The organism is Pandoraea sp. 64-18, from assembly GCF_001899225.1.
GTDB lineage: Bacteria > Pseudomonadota > Gammaproteobacteria > Burkholderiales > Burkholderiaceae > Pandoraea > Pandoraea cepalis.
Genome location: NZ_MKVU01000001.1, coordinates 18,748 through 36,651, shown reverse-complemented (window position 1 = coordinate 36,651; position 17,904 = coordinate 18,748). Strand labels below are relative to the sequence as shown.

Sequence of the window (17,904 nt, the reverse complement as noted above, 5' to 3'; positions counted from 1 at the left end):
CTTCTTCGTTGTCTCGCCAGGTGCGCTGCGTCAGTCCTGCGCCGCGGCGGGATTGACTTGCATGAGGTGACCGTCGCCCACGTAAGGAATGAGGCCCTGCGCACGAATCTGCGCGACGGCTTGCCTGGCGCACTCGGTATCCGCGGGGGCGCAGTAATCGATCGAGATCACCGGCAGGTCGTAGCGCTCGCGCACTTCGCGCGCCCGCGCAAGCAGCCACGCGCGATCGTCTTCCGGCACCGCCACGTAGCGCTGATTCCCCTCGTCCCAACCGCGATAGAGCGATTCGAACGCCACGGCCGCCACGTCGCCGTGTACTTCGGGCATCAGCACGAAACCGCGATTCAGAATCAGTTCGGCGCGCGGGAAACGGCGCCGAATTCGCTTGATGACCGCGACCAGCCCGGCTTGCTGACGCGCACGCTCGGCATCGGTCTTGGCGACCAGTTCATATGAATCGAGCGTGTCGAGGAAAAAGCCACGATAGCCCTTGGCCCATAACGGCGCGATGACCTTCTCCACGAAAAACTGCGGCCAGCCCGGGGCGGCCTGATCAATCACTTCCGATTTCCAGTCGCCATTGCGGCCAATTCGCCAGGCTTTCGGGATCGCGGCGTAGTAGTCGCGCGTGGACAAGACTTCGCCCACGCTGACGTAAGCGATCCAGCGCCGGCCCTTCGGCTCGGTGGCCGGGTCGACGGCCTTCGGCACGAAGCCGTTGTCGGGCTCGATCACCACCTGATCGTAGCCGGCGAGCGCCTTCGGGTCGAGCGTCGCGCCATAGAAAAACGCAATGCGCCCGAAGACAGGCGGCTGCGCCGATGCGGTGTTGAGGAAGAAGCCGGCAAAGACCCCCACCACCCCGCCCATGAATCGAGCCAGTGGGCGGCGCCACCAAGTGGCGTGCGGTTGCGTCGTGTTGTCGGACATGGCGATCGGCAGCGGCAGTATCAGTGTCAGCGCTGCTGTTGCAGCATGTAGGTTTCATATTCGAGCGCGTCGAGCCGGCGATCGAGCAACTGCATCGCCACCATCACGACGACCAGCAGCGCCAGCGCGAAACCGTAGCCGTACGCATTCGGTCCGAGCATCAGCGTGACCCACGTAAACAGGCCGTTGGCGACGACCATCGCGGCGGTGAGCGCCAGCACCGTGCCACGCCGGTCCAGATAAAAGAAGATGTTCAGAATCCCGAGGAAAAGCACTTGCAGGCTCGCGGAAATGACGTCGATGTGCAGCAGCGGCAGGTACAGCACCGAAATGCCGATCAGCCGCAACAGCTTGTCGCCGAACGCGAAGATCAGCAGCGTAACGACCGCCTGGATCTTCAGGATTTCGTACAGACCGGTGCGGACCGAGCGCACCATCATGTCGCGCGATTCCTCGATGTACTTGAGCGTTCCGCCGGTACGCACCGCGTTGAAGAACTGATCGTAGTACTCGACGAAATCCGTCTCGATACGCAGCAGAAACACCGCCATACCCGGAATCACGCACAGGTACGAGAGAAACACCGGCAGATCGTAGATCACCGACGCGCGCAGCGGGCCGATCACGTCCTGCCCGGTTACCGGATAGAACCAGAACATCAGCTTGTCGAGCCAGATGCCCAGATTGAACAGCAAACCCACGAACATCAACGACGGATACGAGAAGCGACGCGCAAAGACCTGCCAAAGCAGATATTCGTCCGTGCGGTAATTGCGGTGAATCAGGCAGACCATGCCGAGCAGCAGGATCAGGTGACCGATGACGAAACCGCCGAGCAGCCCTTCGAGCCCGTATCGGTTGAGCAGCACCGCACTCACCACCGTCACGGTGTAGCCGACGAAGAAGATCGCCAGCACGGCACGGTATTGCTTCACGCTCGTGAGAAACAACACGCCGATCCAGATATTGCTCACGATCACGAAGCCCGTGAGCATCAACAACCGATAGCCCGTGGACTGACCGCGGAACACGGTCAGCGCGAGGATGAGGCCGATGATGCCCGTGCCAACCGTCGTTACCAATGCGACCGCGTTGTAGTTCGGCAGCACCAGATCGGGACGCCGCTCGAACAGCCGGTCGCTCAGAAAGCGTGTGAACGAGAGTTGAAGTATGCCCGTGACGATGAGGCTGAACGCGATCAGATACGTCACCGACACCTGGAACTGCACGATGAGGCCCGGCGGTTGCACGACGGCGAGGCTCATCAGGCCGATGAGCAGAATACCGAGAATCGAGAGAATCAGCGGGCCCGCGCTGATGACCCCGGCGTAGCCATAGGCCGCCAGCGTGCTGGTCAGCGTGTCGCGCCGGAGAATCTTGCGAAGTTCAAAGCCAATACCGGCCATCAGTGGTCTCCCGCAACCACCCCGGCGGCGGGACGCGCCAGCAGTGTCTCGTACAAACTGCGATAGGCGTCCTGCATCTGGGTGATCGTGTAATAGCGTTCGACGCGCGCGATCGCCGCGCGCTGGGCCGCATGCCAGGTGGTGGGCTCGAGCACGTCGAGCAGCGCCTGGGCGAATTGCTCCGGGTTGGCGATCTGCACGACCTTGCCGGCAGGTCCGAGGGCGCGATCCTCATCGCCCAGGCCTTCGACCAGTTGGCGGCACGAACCGACGTCGGTCGTCACCACGGGCACGCCGGCCGCGTAGGCCTCCAGCACCACCAGCGGCAACGCTTCGGAAATCGACGACAGCGCCATGACGCCGACCTGCGGCAGGATGTCGGATACCTTCTGAAAGCCCATGAACCGAAGGCTGTCTTCCAACCCCAGGCTCGCCGCAATGTCACGACACTCCTGCGCGTAGGCCGGATCTTCTTCCTCGGGGCCGACCACCCACCCCTGCAGTCCCGGCATGTGGCGACTGGCGATGAAGATCGCCCGAATGAACGTCTTGATGTCCTTGATGGGCACCACCCGGCCGATCAGCGCCACCACCGGCGGGATGTCGGCCGGACGCTGCTCGCGCAACGGCGCGAACTGCGCCACCGAGATGCCATTGGGCGTGTTGCGGGTCTTGTACTCGGGCGCGCCGTCGGCGATCTGGCGCAGACGATTGCCCTCGAAGAGCGCGGTGATCTCGTCGGCCGCCTCGTAGCACACGCGTCCCATCGCTTCGAAGAAGCGCACCCACAGGTTCTGGAAATAACCGACCTGCGAGATGTCGCGCTCGAACAGCCCCCGGTTGTCGCGAATCCACTGGCTCTGCAGCAGATCGATCTTGCGCTCCTTGGTGTAAATGCCATGCTCCGAGACCAGCAGCGGACGCTGGTGCTTGAAGCGCAGCAACGCGCCCAGGAAGCCCGCGTACCCCGTGGAAACGGTGTGGTACACCTTGGCCGGGATCAACTGGTCGCAAATGCGCGCGAGTTGCCACAGCGGCTTGTGCATGATCCGGATCGTCCAGAAATAGTCCGTGAACGACGGATCCAGGCAGTACTTCTTGTAGCGATCGGTGATCATGTCCCACGAGCGCCGGCTGTGCAGAAAATTGGCCTCGCTGATCTCGCCGTCTTCGGCGAGCATCGGAATCACGTCGTGAATCAGCTTGCCGATGCCTTGCAGGTCGTCGCGCCGGCGCAGCATGTCATGCATCTTCTCCATCTTCTCGAACGCCTGCGCGTCGCCTTCGGCGGCACGCATCGGCGCGGGCGCCTCGAATTCGTACAGATAATGCGCCTCGAAATGCACGATGTTGTCGTACAGCGGATAGACCATGTCGCCGTAGTCTTCGCGACGGCTGCCGATGAACACGACGGCAAACGTCAGATCCGGGAATGCGCGGATCATTTGATCCACCCACGACGACACGCCGCCCCGCACATACGGGAAGGTGCCTTCGAGCAGCAAAGCGATATCGGCCGAGTCAGCGCGACGTTCGTTGGTACGCATTAGCGGGTCCAGAAACGCATGACGGGCTGCAGCATCGGGGTGGCCGTGCCATTCCCGAGGCCGGCGAGCATCTGCCCGACCCGTGCGTATTGATGTTTGAGGAACGCGACTTCGGCAAGCCAGGGCACGAGTCGGTCCGCCGGAAATTGATGGTACTCGGCACGCAGCAGACACTGTTCCGCTTGCTCCGGATCGTGACGCATCAGCGCGCAACGGCCCAGCAGGTACCACATGACCGCATCGCTCTCGCGATGGGCGAGCGCCTCGCGGGCAAATCGCTCCACGCGCTCCATCGTGAATCGGTACACCTCGCCGCGCACGAGGTTCTGATAAATCAGCTCCCAGTACAACTCGGCGAGCCGATGGCTCGCGTCGGCACGATCATCATCATTCTCTGCACGATCGCGCTGAGTGCGCGCGTCGAAAATACGCTGCATGATCTGCTTTTCCACGCCGTCGATAATCCCGTAGGCGAGCAACCGGATCTCTTCCACCGGATCGGCCAGCAGGTCCCGCATGATCTCGCCGGTGGCCCGCGACGGCAGCGCCTGCACCGACACCAGTGCGGCCACGCGGTCTTCGCTGGTGCCTTGCGTGTTGCGCAAACGCGCACGCAGGCGCGCACCGGCGCCGTGCGTGACGCGCGAGACCAGATACGTCACGAACTCGGGGCGATCAACCGCCCCGGAGCGGGCGAGCTCTTTCGGCGCGGGGAACAACACGCTGATCGCCATCACGCCGAGGAACAGCAGCAAACCGCCCACCGGCATGAACAAGCTGATCGCCAGGCTGTGCCAGAACGCCCCGGTACGCCCGTGGTAATGCTCCGGCAGTACCGAACGAACGAAGGTCGCGGTGAGCACTGCCGTGAGCAGTTGCCATCCAAAGAAGACCACGAGCGGGTCGATCCGCCAGGCCGGTTCGAAAAGCGTGTGCACCGCCTGGGCCTGCGCGAGCAGGGCCAGGATACCGAGCGCGATCGCCAGCAGTTTTTTAAGCATGATCGCGGCAGCGCTCCAGCAATTTGCTCAGCCCCTCGCCCGGGGCGCGCTCGTCCACGCTCGCCGAGTGCACTGCCACGTGACCGGTCTGGAAATCCAGCCCGTATTGCTGACGCAGCGCGCTCTCAATGCGGATGAGGTACCCGTCGATGCCATTTTCATCGGTAATCGGCATCAGGGCGATGGCGATTTGCTGACGAGGGCCTGATTGAATCCACAAGGCGTCGAGTGCCCGGCGCGAACGCACGGTCTGCTCGAACAGCGAATCGCCGCTCGCGCCCCGCGGGAATACGAGCGCCACGAGCGAGGACTGGATGCCGCTCTGGCGCTTCATGCGAGCAAGGCGACCCAACTCCAGCGCGAAGTCGTAGGGCACGCTTGGCACCTCGTCGCGCACGCTGGCCACCACGCCCTGCTGTGCCACGCCGTCGGCGTAATAGGCCAGCAGCACCAGCAGCAATTGCAGGTTGTCGTGATTGAGCGCGAGGAACGACATGCGGCGCACGATCAGCATGCCGTTGATGTTGCCGTCCGTGTCGGTGAGCGGTGCGCACACAATATACGCACTGCCCTCGCCGACCGTCACGTCGTCGCGCACATGCGAGAGCGTGCCTTCGCGCAGGCAAGTCTGCACGAGCGGATCGCTCTCGACCGGCGTGAACGCCTCGCCCACGCACGCCACCGCCGTGGGCACCAGCCGCCCGAGGTGCACCGGGAAGACCGACGCCACTTCGATCTGGCACGTCAGCGCGGCAAACTCGAGCATCGGCTGTGCGTTGGGCAACGTTTGCGCCGCGGCGCCCGCCTCGTTGGACGTCGTCAGTTCCCGCAATCGCATGATGGCGTCGCGCAGGGTGCTCGGCTTGGTGAGCAAATCGCGCTCGAGCCGTTCGTGCGAGACACGCAGCAGGTAGTGATTGTTCGTAATGGCGACGAGGCGATCGTTCAGATACGTGTTGATGCCTCGAGCCCGCGTCGCGCGGTTGCCCCAGATGTCGCAGAAGTGCCCGCCGACGACGATCATCGTGAAGCCGCCGACGAAGAACATCGCCGGGAACGGCTCGCCATGCAAGCCATACAAGCCGTACCAGACGGCGGCAAGCACGAGCCCCGCCACCACGCCGAGCAGCGCGCCGTAGCGCAGCGCCATGACCAGGGCGACGAGCCACATCCATGGAAAGCCCAGCCCGATGAGCAGCGGATCGCCGGGTCGCAGCAGCCAGGCAATCGCCACGGCGAGCGCCATGCCGGTGACCACCTCGAAGACCGCTACCGGTCGCGCCACGGCCGGCGCGATCAGTCGGCCATAGGTGCTCACGTTGCCGAACGGCTCCGAGCGTCGCACCTGTTCCGGGCCGACGGGCTTCGCGTCGATGGCAGCGTCCTGTTGAGTCGCGGTTTTCACGATGCGGCCCGTTACCGTTGCGCCAGCGGTGCCAGCAGATTGCGAATCAACGTCTGACCGACGCCGGCCAGGCTCGAACGGCTCCAACCGCTGCGGCTGCCGGTCGCGCTCCATACGACGCTGCCGTTCGAGACATCGATGACATCGAACGTCACGCCGGCCACCGGTTCACCATCGACACCGACCTTGTAGCGCCATTCGGTCACAGCCCCCGAGAGCGCGTACTTCGCCCCGGTCTTGCGCGCCCATTCCAGGGCACGCATGCGCGCCTGTGCGTTGTTGCCGCCGACGAGCGAATCGCCGCCATCCGGATCGCCGACATAGCGATGCAGATCGGTAAAGCCGTTCTGGACCAGAATGCTTTGGGCAATGCTCTCGGCGCGCTGGCCGGCATCCGGCGTTTCCGTCGTATTGGCGATCGGCAGAATCGCCCAGGCGGCCGTCTTGGGCAGATTCGGCGCGTCGCCGACATTCATCGTCGAACAGCCCGCCACCAGCGCGGTCAGGACGGCAGCGCCGGCCAGGCGGCGCCACAGCTTACTCACGATTGTCTTCATGGTCTTGCTCTCCCTTGCGGATGCGAAATTTCAGTAGAACAGCCGGTACGCGATGCCGACCTGCGTCGTGGCAACACCGGTGCCGTTGGTGATGTCGTGCGAGTAATACACGCGAGCGTGATCGTTGCCGAGCACCGACCCCGCCATGCCCAGGTTGACCTGCGGCCCCCAGCCTTGCTGACTGTCATGAATGTAGCCCACGTCGAGATACGGCCGCCAGGCACGCCGGTAAGCGTTCTGATAGTCCTGTCCGAAGCCGGCCATGACACCGTACTGGGTCGTCGTGATCGGCATGAACTCCGAGGCCACCGGCGCGGTGCCGGTCGGCAGCAGCACGGCGAGCGACGGGATGGTGGCCGTGCCCGGCGTATAAATGCCGCGCTCGGCCACGAGCCTGACGTTCAGGTCCGGGTAGTCGATGCGCAGCTTGTACCCCAATTCGCCGCCGAAGCGCCAGCCACGTCCGAGGTACGTGCGGTCCTGCGCATGAAAACGGTCGTACTCGGCGTTCGCCTGACCGTACCAGCGACCATCGCCGGCCCACAGCATCTGCACACTGCCGAAGTCGCGCGTTCCGGCGACCTGCGTGTTCGGCGCAATATCGGTGAACTGGTTATAGCCAGCCTGGAACGTCGTGGTCAGTGGCGTATTGCGGTTGAATGCGGCCGACGCAAGTCCGGTGAAGAAGCTGTTCAACTCGCTGCGATGCCCGACCGTCAGCGCCAGATCCCGCGCCACGGTGCGATCGCGTACGGTGAAGTTGAAGATCCGGTCATGCGCCGGCACCCAGGCAAGCTGCGACGTGTCGATGGTTCGCTGATTGCGCTGGATCGCCTCGACCGTCACACCGATGCGGCTGGTGAGGTTGAGACTGCCGATCAGCGAACTCTCCAGATAGCTCAGCGGCGCCTGGCGCGAATAAAAGAGATCGAAGCCCGCATTCGATCGATCACGCAGGATCGTGTCCGTGAATGTCGTGTGCACGGCGTCGTTGTTCGGTGCGCCGTCGGCCGCACGCCATGCGAGCGTCTCGGCCTGGGTCGAGCGTCCGAGCCGTTCGTTCGCATCGACCTCGCTTTCGATCGGCATGCGACCTTGCCGGCGGTCGAGCAGTTGCGCCATCTTGTCGCGGTCGTTGTTCTCGAGCGCGAGGGCAATCTCCGCATCGGCGGGGCGCAGCAGACGATTCGCGTATTCGCGCGCCAGCCAGGCACGGGCCAGATCGAAGTGTTCGCCCGACAGCGCCCACGCCAGTCCGACGTCGCGCGTGGTCGCGCTGATCACTGCCTGTCGCGAGAGCAACGCGGGGTCGCGCGTCGCCGGCGAGTCGGTCGCGTCGCCGGCGGGTTTGAGCGGCGCCAGCTCGGCCGATTCGCCCAGCAGCGAGTCGCCGACCTTGGCGCTGTCCGCCGAACGACGGTCATCGCGCAGCAGATTTGCCAACAACTGGCGCGACGTGTCGCCATTCGAGAACACTTGCGCGAGCGTGACACGCGCGGCTTGCGCTTCGAGCACGCCGTCGTTATCCGAGGTCTGCGCCGCAAGGCGTTGCACCACCGCGCCCGGCCGCCGGCGCGGGGCGATGCGCAGTTGTCCGGTCTGGGCACGCGTTTGCAGATCGCGCCAGGCGCCGCGACGAATGCGCCACGCGGTATGGGCATCGCCGGCCGCCTCTTCTGCGTCGGCGAGCGAGAGCATCCACAGCGGGTCGTCGTCCGAGAGCGACGCCTGTTGGCGCAAGTACGTCAACGCCTCACGCGCATTGCCCAGGCGTAGCAGACCGGCCCCGTACGCCCCCCAGTATTCGGCGTTTCCGGCCACGAGCGGACGATAGGCATGCAGCGCCATGCCGAGCGCGTCGTCGCTGCCATAGTCGACCAGCGCCCACAGGTAGGCAACCCGCACTTCGTCACCCGCATTGTCCAGGCGGGATGCCGCGCGCAGATCGGCCAGCGCCGCGTCCCAACGCTGAATCTGCTGATAATAGGTCGCGCGGGTGGAGAGCAGTTCGCTCGACTTGGCGAAGCGATCGCGCTGCTCGGCGTCGAGACCGTCGAGCAGGGCCTGCACCCGATCATAGGCGCGGGCCGTCGTGTAGAAGTAGATGGCCGACTGGAGCGCAAGATCCGAATCGTTCTGCCGGAATTCCGCTTCGGCCGTACGGCCGGCATCGAGCGGATACCCCTGATAGAAGTAGGTCATCGCATTGAGGTCGAGCGCCTCGGCCTTGCCCGTGCGCAACAGGCGCGGATACGCGTAGTTGGCGTCTTCGTCGCTTTGCGCCAGGCGCGCCACTTCGGCGTACGTGCGCCAGTAGCGCGCGTCGTCCGGCAGCGTTCCGGCGATGTCGCGCACCTTGCGCAGCTCGGCCAGCGCCGGCTTCACCTGGCCCTTTTGATACATCAGGCTGGCAATGCGCAGCGCATAGTTCGGCGACGGACCGAATTCCTTTTGCAGCGTCTCGAACGTCGCCAGCGCCTCGGCGTCCTGCCCAACGCGCTGGGCAACGTCGCCCTCGCGCTCCAGCAGCGCGCGGCGCTGATTGCCCACCGCATGACGCTTGAGATACGTCAGCGCCTCGTCGGGGCGGCCGAGACGTTCGTAGGTATTGACGATATCGTCCTTGAGCTTGAGATCGCTCGGCTGGCGCTCGGCCTCGAAGATCTGTGCCGCGAGATAGGCCTGATCGTCATTGAGCTGCGGCGCAAGCTGATAGACGTTCTGCCACGCTTCGGCGTTGCCCGTGGCGTCGGCGTACTTGCGCCAGTAAGTGAGCGCGACCGAGGGATGCCCGTTCCATTGCGCGACCTGCGCGAGACGGCGCGTCCAGACGAGTGGATCGAGCTTGCGTTGCAGCGCCTGCTGCGCGAGCCTCTCGGCGTCGTCGAGCTGACGCGCTTCGACAAACGCCTTGAAGGCCACGTCGTAATCGTTCGCCGTCACGCTGTTGGCATTGGCACCGCCCGCAGCCGACGTCGCGGCTGCCGTACCGGCTTGCCAATCGAATTTCCCAGGGGCGTCCGGCCTGGACGTCTTGTCCGCGTTCGCCGCCTTCGTCGCTTTGGTGGATGCGTCCGATGCGGCATCCGCCGCACTCGCGCCACGGGCCAAGCCCACATCGGCGACACGAACGATGCGATACGCGTCCATGCGCTCGCGTGCGCGCACGCCTTCCGGGCCATCGAGATAGCGCAGATGCGCACGACCGGCGCCGTCGAGCCCGCGGCCATCGGCGGTCACCCCCGGCAACCAGCCGGCGAGCTGCACATGCGCCCCGCGCGACGGCGGCACCAGGCTCGACAGTTGCGTGAGTGCCCGCGCGTATTTCGTCATCAGGTCCGGGCGGCCCGCCTGACGAGCGACATCGAGCAGATATCGCAGGGTTACCGGATCGTTGGCCAGTTCACCCACGCGTTTCTCGCCTTCCGCACATGCGCGCGAAATCTGGTTCGCCGACACGAGCACGCGGATGCCCGCGAGGAACAGGCGACGGCGATCGTCGCGCGTGGTTGCCGCGTCTTGCGCGGCGAAATAGGCATTGGCGGCATCGTCATACGCGGCGTGAGCGAAGGCGGCGTCCGCCAGCTTCTCCTGCCATTGCGCGGCGTTCTTGGCATCGGCGGCCGCCAGCAGGCGGTAGTCGCGCAGCATCAAATTCTGGGCACCTGCCAGCCGGGCCTTTTCCGCCAGCATGCGCAGCGTCGGCACGTCCCACTGGTACTGCGACGTTGCGTCGAGCAGTTCCACGTATCGCGCCATGCGCTCGGCGCGACGCGGATCGTCGGCGGGCACTTCGTACGCCCGCTGCTCCGTGGCCGCCAGCGCGAGCAGAATGCCGCGACGGCGGTCTGGCTCGTCGGACATGCCGCGCAGCGTCTTCGCGACACCCATCGCGTCGTCCCAACGGCCCAGCCCCAGATATTGTTGGCCGAGCAGATCGAGATAACGGGGCGCGCCGGGTTCAATGCGCAGCCACGCTTCGAGATAGGCCACCGACAGTTCGCTCGGCGGTTGCGCGGCGAGCGCGCGCGTCTGGTCGTCGTCGCTCGGGTGAGCCGCGGCAAGCGCGAGCACGATGCCTGCGCCGATCGCGACCGTCAGCCACGGCGCGCTCAGCCGTTCGCGCCTGTCGAACGGTTTTCCAGTCACTGAGTCGGCAATCCTGTCGGGATCGGGGCGAGCGGCGTCAGTCACAGTCGACCCCCACGGTATGCATGACGACCGGCTTCTCGGCAACGCCGGAGACCTCGGCGCGAAGGCGACCCGCGCCATCGGCACGCCCCTTGGCCACACCGTCGACGCTGATGCGACAACCGGCGGCATTGGCCACGCTCACGAACGGCTTGTAGTAGCCGCCAAAGCGGAACGACAGGTTGCGCCCGGTGCGCTGGAAGTCGCGGATGAACCCGGCGGCTTCGTCGATGTGCGGTGTGCGCTCAGCGCCCTTCGGGGCGATCGAGAACTCAGCGGTGTCGCCCCCCATGTGGATGTACAGCCCGCCCGGCCCCGGCAGATAGCCCGCGACGTCATCGGACGTCCCCATGACCGGCACACCCGCGCCCGGCCAGCGCATTTCGCGCAAATCGGCACCGCTGCGCACGCGCCAGCGCGTGGTGCCGTCGGCGGCCACCTCGCGCGCCACGGTCACGCGACGCCAGTCCAGCACGCGGCGGATGTATTCCGTGGTGAAGATCGGGAACACGGGCTGCTTGAGCACCGCGTTATAGACCTCCTTGAGCGCATTGAGCGATGCGACCTTCGTGCCCGAGTACATGTGGTAGTAAAGGTTCACTGCCTTGAAGCGAATCGGCTTGTCGGTCATGGCGAACGTTTCAAGCACGCGCGTGTAGCCGTAGTAGGGCCCGAGCCAGTCGTTCGTGTAGACGTTTTCGTCCATCACGGCGGCATACACCTGGAACTCGGTCGGCAGGCTGCCCTTTTCTACGCCGTACGGTGCGATGTTGGTCCAGCTGTTGTTCGTCTTCGTGATGATCGTGTCGCCGCCGTTGATCGACAGCACGCCCGCGGCCCATGCCTTGCGAATCGCAATCGCGGGGGCCTGCGCATCGCCCGGCCATTGCAGCACCACGACCTTCTTGCCCGGGGGCGCAAGACGCCCGTTGATATAGTCGATCGACCCCTGGATCTCGCGATCGAGGTTGAACTTGTAGTTGGGGATGTCGAGCGAGAAGGCATCGTCTCCGCCCCACTCCTTGTTCGCCTTGCCAGTGATACGCTCGCCGGTGGTCTGGTTGATCTGCTCAAGATTAAACGGGTGCGAGAAGGTGTGCGTGCCGATCTCGACGTTCGGCAGTGCGAACATCTTGCGAGCAATCTCTTCTAGACGCGGCGAAATCTTCGGATACAGCCCCTTCGCGCCGACCTCGCCCTCGATCACCGACAGCGTCGTGGGCACAGGATACTTCGTATAGATCTGTTCATACAGCGCCATCGAACCGTAGTCGACCCCCGGGAATTCCGCGCGCGAGGCGAAGCCGTCGCCGTCGACGTGCACGAACATCAGTCGGCGGCCGTTCTCGGTGGTCACGTCGGGCACCGGCATCTGCGGCAGCGCCAACGCCTGGCGCAGGAAATCGATCGGCTGAATCGCCCAGCGCTCCTGCCCGATGCCGGCCAGCGACGTCACCCCATAGGGGTTCAGCGTATAGCCGCCCCACGGCAACATGCCGGCCATGTCGTAAGTGTAGGTGCCCGCTTGCAGGCGCAGCAGCGGCTGGCCAGTCGGTCCCACGCGCACGCCGAGGGCGTCGCGCACGTCGGGCGTCGGCATGATCTCGAAGCCCATCATCGGCGCCTTGCTCACCACGCTCGGCACCACCGAGCCGGGCACGGTGCCCGCCACGCGCTCGAGGCCCAACACCTGAGCCGTCTGCTGATCGATCGGGAAACCGAACTGTCCGATCACCGCCACGCGCATGCCGTCATGAATTCGGGCCAGCAGCCAGCGTCGCCACGCGCCGGCATTGTTCACATTGCGATCGATGGATACGACGATGCCCGCATAGCGGTCGGTACGTACATTGGCCGGCATCGGGCCCTTGTTCACGTCGACATACTGCACGTCGTAACCGAGGTAGTTCAGCGGCATCGAAATATCGCGCGCGCCGGTCGTCAGGTCGATGGGTTCGCCGTCGCCCGGCGCCTGCACCATCAGCACTTTGCGCGGCATCACTTCGATGCGGCCGACACCGACCGTCTCAACGTCCGGATCGGTGACGAACGCACGCACGCCTGTCTGATTGAGCGTGCGCGCCGTATCGCGACGGCAGGCCACATCCGCGCTCGCGCAGTAGTCCATCGCAAACGTCGGCAGATGAGATTGCTCGCGCAACGCTTTGAGCTGGTCGAGCGCGGACTGTCGCGCGTCGGCCGGTGTGTCGACGAAAATCATCGCCCGAGCGTCGTATCGATGCAACAACCCGTCGGCCAGCACACCGGCAAGCGCGGGGGCCAGCGACGACGCCAGGCTCAAGTGGTTTCGCAGTACGAGACGCGCATCGGCATAACGGGCGCGCACGGCTTTCACGCGCGCGGCGATGCGCGCGTCGCTATCGGCATCAGCCACGAGCGGCGCGCCGTCGTCGATCAGGAAATTACGATAGCCTTTCGCCCAGAGCGGCGCGACGCGCGCGTCGACGAACGCCTCTGGCGTTTGCACGGTGTCGCGAGCGTCCAGGCGGGCGAACCAAGTGGTATGCGGGGTGAGCGATGCGTCGGGCGCCGAAGTTTGTGTCGGGTCGATGACGACCCAATCGAAGGACTGCAGCGCGTCGACCGGCAGGTCGCGACCGTAGTAAAGCGCGATGTCGGGCACGGCGGACGACAACGGCGCCATGGCCGCCGGGGCGGGCATTGTCGGCGTTACCGATGGCGCTGCGGCCAGGGCCATGCCGGCCGGGATCACCGTCGTGAGCATGACGAACGACCGCAGCGAACCGGTGACCATGCCGCGCGTACGGCGCAACCAACGGCCGAACACATTACGACTTCCCCGATTCCCCAAAACGCCGCGGAAATTCCGTGCCTCCGCCGCGAATGCTTGTCCCTTCGATGCCATTAGCGTGTGTGCAATCAATGATTTGCGTTCGACCGTATCACGCGTCGCACGCACTGATCAATCTTCGGAGTCTCCCCGCCGGACGGCGAAACCGTCAAACGGGAAAGTTCGTGGTGGTACGTTGGCCGCAGTTCCCCCCCCGGGGCGGTGACCGATGTCGCACGTACGCGTCAATAGCGCAATCTACGACGGGATGATGTCTGATACCTGCGCTCAAGCACGATGCCTGGGATTCGAGCCTGGACGATCGCGCGGCTTGAATTGAGCGACGGATTTCCAGATGACCCGATTCGTCCTTCCCGCGAAGGACTGTGCGCATGCCGATTGTGGCATTTGGGCTGCCCAGCGCCGCAAAATTCGATGTCATCTCACCGTAGCTACGGACTTTAAAGGGCAACCGTCCCATCAGCGTCCCCCAGACAGTTATGGGAGGGTTGACGAAATTGAACGCATGGGCATCGCGTTCGTCCGCAACCGCTGCCATCGTCGATCAGCCGTATTGGGTAAGGGTTTGCCGTGCGCTCACATGGGAGCCGGCACCGCGCCCGGCCTCACCCGCCGCGTCCACCATGCTGAAGATCCGGCGGGTCGGACCGTCGGACGAGGCGGCCAACTCCCGCGCCACGCGCCAGAACGTCTCCAGAAACGCCAGCGCCGCGCCTTGCAGCGGTTCATAACGACGGGTGACGAGACAAGTTGCACTTTCGTCGGTAATGGCTTCGAAATCAAGTATGACGAAACGGTCGCGCATGTCCGGCGACATAGTTCAGGAGCCGGTAGGACGGGCTTGCCCGAAGCCGGGAGCCGCCGATGACGACGGTTTTGCATCATCGGCTGGCCTAGCATGGGTGTCAACCGGAGGTTGACGCGGAAATTTGGCGTTACCGCCCGGGCCGCCATCGATGTGGCTGACGGCGGTGCCTGACACTGTGCGACTTCTCGTCGTGGCGGCGGTGCCGACGATGCCGGCGGTGTTCAGAATGCCCGGTGGACGCCTCTCCGCGCACAACCATCGTCACACATCAGTGATGACCCGCCGCACGGTCCACGCAGCCGAGGACGAACAACGCGCCCGTGAATCCCAGCGCGACGACGCACACGCCCCGCCACCCGTCCCACGCCCACGCGGCCCCCGAGAGCACCGCGCCAAACGCGCCGCCGACGAAGAAGATCCCGACGAAGAGTGCGTTCAACCGGCCGCGCGCCGACGGATTGATAAGGTTGATGGCGCGCCGTCCGAGCGTCTGGTCCGTGATGACGCCGGCGTCGAGCGTTGCGGCGCCGGCAACCAGGAGCGCAAGCGCCAGGCCCGGGTGCATCGCTGGCGAGAACCCGCCCCATCCGGCGCCCGCAACGCCAAGCATCAGCACGGCGACAATCATCGCGAGATGGGCGACGACCTGCGTCGTGCGACCCTGCCCCCGATCACCCAGATATCCGGCGAGCGGTGTCACGATGGCGCCCGTGGCGCCAGCCAGTGCGAAGACCGCTATGCCCTGCATTCCAAGCGAAAATGGCGGTTGCGCGAGCAGGAGTGCGATGGCCGTCCAGAACGCGCTGAATGCGCCGAGCGCGAGCGCCGCCTGCATGGCGCGCCGTTGCAGCACCGGCTCTGTGCGCAAAAGCGTCCAGAGCGAGCGAAGCAATGCCGGATACCGTGCCCCGGCCTGTGGTTTGCGATTCGGTAACCGGGCGTACAGCAAGATCGCAAGCAACGCGTTGGCCAACGCCGCAACGCCGTAAAACGTGCGCCAGCCCCACGCGCCGGCGATCAGACTGGCGAGCGGACGCGACAGCAGGATGCCCAGCATCAAGCCGCTCATCACGTTTCCGATGGCCCGCCCTCGACGGCTCTCAGGGGCCATCGACGCAGCCATCGGCACGAGCATCTGGATCACGCTGGACGTCGCGCCCGCCAGGAACACCGACACGAGGAACACGCCCCTCGAATGCGCGAACGAGGCGAGCGCAAGAAACACGGCGCAGCAGGCGAGCGTCCGAAAGATGAGCCTGCGATTTTCGACCAGATCGCACAGCGGCACGAGCAGTAGCAAACCCGCCGCGTAGCCGAGCTGCGGCAGCATTGCGATCAGACCGGCAAGCTCCGTGGGCAGCTTCAGCGCGCGACCGACAGGCCCCGTCAGCGGTTGCGCTGCCGACAGATTCACGATGACGATGCCGACCGCGGCGGCGAAAAATACTGTCAACGGCGTGGTCAACGTCGCAGGCGTCTCTGGCGATGGTGGCATGGGCGCGACGACGGCATCGCGCGAACAGGGGGTAGCCGGCTGAGTCATGTTTCGATTCCGATGAATGACTGAAGGTCACAGGGCGTGACGGTTCGGCAGATTGTAGGAACAGGTTCGTTATGCCACAATTGAATTATGTTTATATTAATTATGCGAGTTTGTTTTGAACACACATGACTTGCAGGCTTTCGTCGCCGTGGTTGAAAGCGAATCGATGGCACGGGCGTCGGAGAAGCTCTTCCTCACGCAACCCGGTCTCACACGGCGCGTCCAGAATCTGGAGAAGACGCTGGGCATCGAGTTGCTTGACCGGCAAAGCAAGCCGCTAAAACCGACGCCTGCCGGACGCGAGGTGTACGGATTGGCCCGCACGGTGTTACGCGCGGTAGACGACTTGAAAGCCGTTGCCTCGCCCGATACGGAGCCGTCGGGCGAATTCCGCATCGGCGTGCCGCCATTTCTCTCCGAGCTTGCGCTGGAACAACCCATCGACTTTCTGCGCAACACCTTCCCGAAGCTGACGCTTCGCGTAACGGCGGCATGGTCGCCGGGACTGTTGCAAAGTCTCGAGCAGGCAAAGGTGGATGCCGCCGTCGTGCTACTGCCGGAGAGCGTGGCGTTGCCCGAAGGTGTGACGTCGACGCTTCTCTCGCGCAAGTCCATGGTGGTCGTCGCGCCCAGCGCCTTCGGGCTGGCCGACAAGCCGGCGACGCTCGCTGATCTTGCGAATCATCCGTGGGTACTGAATCAGGATGGCTGCGGCATGCGCTCGGAACTTGGCAGGGCGATGGCGATGGCCGGATTGCCGTTCAACGTCGCGGTGGAAGCGTTCGGCTCGGAGTTGCAGTTGTCGCTGGTCGCGCGAGGCCTCGGCGTAGGACTGGCCCCCCCCGAAGTGATTGCACGCAGCGTGCATGCCAAGGCGCTGCAAGTCCTCGACGTGCCTGAGTTCCGAAGCGGGCTCAACGTCTGGCTCGTGCACGGCGCGTTGCCGAGCCGACTTGCTCGCCCAGTCGCGTTGATGCGCGACGCGTTGGCGGAGAGACTGGCAGAGGATGAAGTCCGGCTGGCGCCCGCCACGCCCACACGCAAGCGACGCAAGACATCATGAAATTCGTCGTCGCCACTTTCGGTGTCGATGGCGGACAAGTGGCGAAGCGGCGTTCGATATATCGGAAGCCCACCTTTTAGCGAATGCGACGCATTCGTGATACGATCCGGGCAAATTCCAGATTCGGCCATCCCGGCGGACCGAAAATCGGCCTTTCACAACGATGCTCACTCGCTCACGCAAACGTTTCAGCGCATGGCTTGGCTTGACTGCCATGTGCCTGGCGCTTTGCGTGCCGATCGTGAGCCAATGGCTGGCCGCGCACCGCGCGAGCGTTTCGCAGATCGATGCGGCCTTTTGTACCGCAGACGGATTGACGCAGTCGGTCGTGCCACCCATCGCGCACGACGATTCGCACGCGGACACGCATCACGCACCAGCCGCCGATCATGGCGGGCACGGTGACGCCTGCGGCTATTGCTCGTTGCTCGCGAACCACCCGCCGCTGGTCATGCCGCCGCACGCCAGTGCGGTGTCGTTTGTCTGGATCGCCCGGGCCGGTCCGGCGTCGACCGTCGCGCCGCAACCCCGTCCGCTCGCCTACATTCCGCCCGCCCGGGCCCCGCCGCACCGTTCCTGATTGACGCCTTTTCTTGCCCGGCAAGCCATTGCAATGCATT

General features: G+C 64.7%; 12 protein-coding genes. 2 read left to right on the top strand and 10 right to left on the bottom strand.

The genetic code is table 11. The features are described 5' to 3' along the window. Positions 1 to 30: 30 nt before the first annotated feature. The 10 genes from BGP02_RS00135 to BGP02_RS00090 form a co-directional block, all read right to left on the bottom strand. Positions 31 to 930 carry an endo alpha-1,4 polygalactosaminidase gene (locus BGP02_RS00135; RefSeq protein ID WP_261938958.1) on the bottom strand — a complete coding sequence of 300 codons (900 nt, stop codon included), beginning with the start codon at positions 928 to 930 and terminating at the stop codon, positions 31 to 33. A gap of 26 nt (positions 931 to 956) precedes the next feature. Then, complete coding sequence (gene pelG / locus BGP02_RS00130) at positions 957 to 2,336, bottom strand: exopolysaccharide Pel transporter PelG (protein WP_150563815.1); 1,380 nt, start codon at positions 2,334 to 2,336, stop codon at positions 957 to 959. Further along, a complete protein-coding gene (gene pelF / locus BGP02_RS00125) occupies positions 2,336 to 3,883 on the bottom strand; it encodes a GT4 family glycosyltransferase PelF (RefSeq protein ID WP_150563816.1) in 1,548 nt (515 codons plus the stop codon). The genes pelG and pelF overlap by 1 nt, the downstream gene beginning before the upstream one ends. Further along, positions 3,883 to 4,884, bottom strand: coding sequence for a hypothetical protein (locus BGP02_RS00120; protein ID WP_150563817.1), 1,002 nt, complete (start codon positions 4,882 to 4,884; stop codon positions 3,883 to 3,885). The genes pelF and BGP02_RS00120 overlap by 1 nt, the downstream gene beginning before the upstream one ends. Next, on the bottom strand, positions 4,877 to 6,289 hold the full coding sequence (locus BGP02_RS00115; RefSeq protein ID WP_150563818.1) for a PelD GGDEF domain-containing protein: 1,413 nt from the start codon (positions 6,287 to 6,289) through the stop codon (positions 4,877 to 4,879). Before BGP02_RS00115 ends, BGP02_RS00120 begins: the two co-directional genes overlap by 8 nt. 11 nt (positions 6,290 to 6,300) lie before the next feature. Further along, positions 6,301 to 6,846 carry a penicillin-binding protein activator LpoB gene (locus tag BGP02_RS00110; RefSeq protein WP_268567470.1) on the bottom strand — a complete coding sequence of 182 codons (546 nt, stop codon included), beginning with the start codon at positions 6,844 to 6,846 and terminating at the stop codon, positions 6,301 to 6,303. A 30-nt stretch (positions 6,847 to 6,876) separates the two neighbouring features. Then, positions 6,877 to 10,995, bottom strand: coding sequence for a tetratricopeptide repeat protein (locus BGP02_RS00105; RefSeq protein ID WP_286797064.1), 4,119 nt, complete (start codon positions 10,993 to 10,995; stop codon positions 6,877 to 6,879). A 37-nt stretch (positions 10,996 to 11,032) separates the two neighbouring features. After that, positions 11,033 to 13,846, bottom strand: a complete 2,814-nt coding sequence (locus tag BGP02_RS00100) for a bifunctional glycoside hydrolase/polysaccharide deacetylase family protein (RefSeq protein ID WP_286797062.1) — start codon at positions 13,844 to 13,846, stop codon at positions 11,033 to 11,035. A gap of 568 nt (positions 13,847 to 14,414) precedes the next feature. After that, positions 14,415 to 14,687, bottom strand: a complete 273-nt coding sequence (locus tag BGP02_RS00095; RefSeq protein WP_261938963.1) for a hypothetical protein — start codon at positions 14,685 to 14,687, stop codon at positions 14,415 to 14,417. A gap of 259 nt (positions 14,688 to 14,946) precedes the next feature. After that, the gene (locus BGP02_RS00090; RefSeq protein WP_502688455.1) at positions 14,947 to 16,221 is read right to left on the bottom strand and encodes an MFS transporter; all 1,275 of its coding nucleotides are present in this window, start codon (positions 16,219 to 16,221) and stop codon (positions 14,947 to 14,949) included. Between the two features lie 115 nt (positions 16,222 to 16,336). On the opposite strand from BGP02_RS00090, the gene BGP02_RS00085 reads away from it, so the two are divergent. Continuing rightward, positions 16,337 to 17,284, top strand: a complete 948-nt coding sequence (locus BGP02_RS00085; protein WP_286797060.1) for a LysR family transcriptional regulator — start codon at positions 16,337 to 16,339, stop codon at positions 17,282 to 17,284. A gap of 163 nt (positions 17,285 to 17,447) precedes the next feature. Beyond that, entirely contained in the window at positions 17,448 to 17,864 is a 417-nt protein-coding gene (locus tag BGP02_RS00080; protein ID WP_286797058.1) for a DUF2946 domain-containing protein, read from the top strand. Positions 17,865 to 17,904 lie beyond the last annotated feature (40 nt).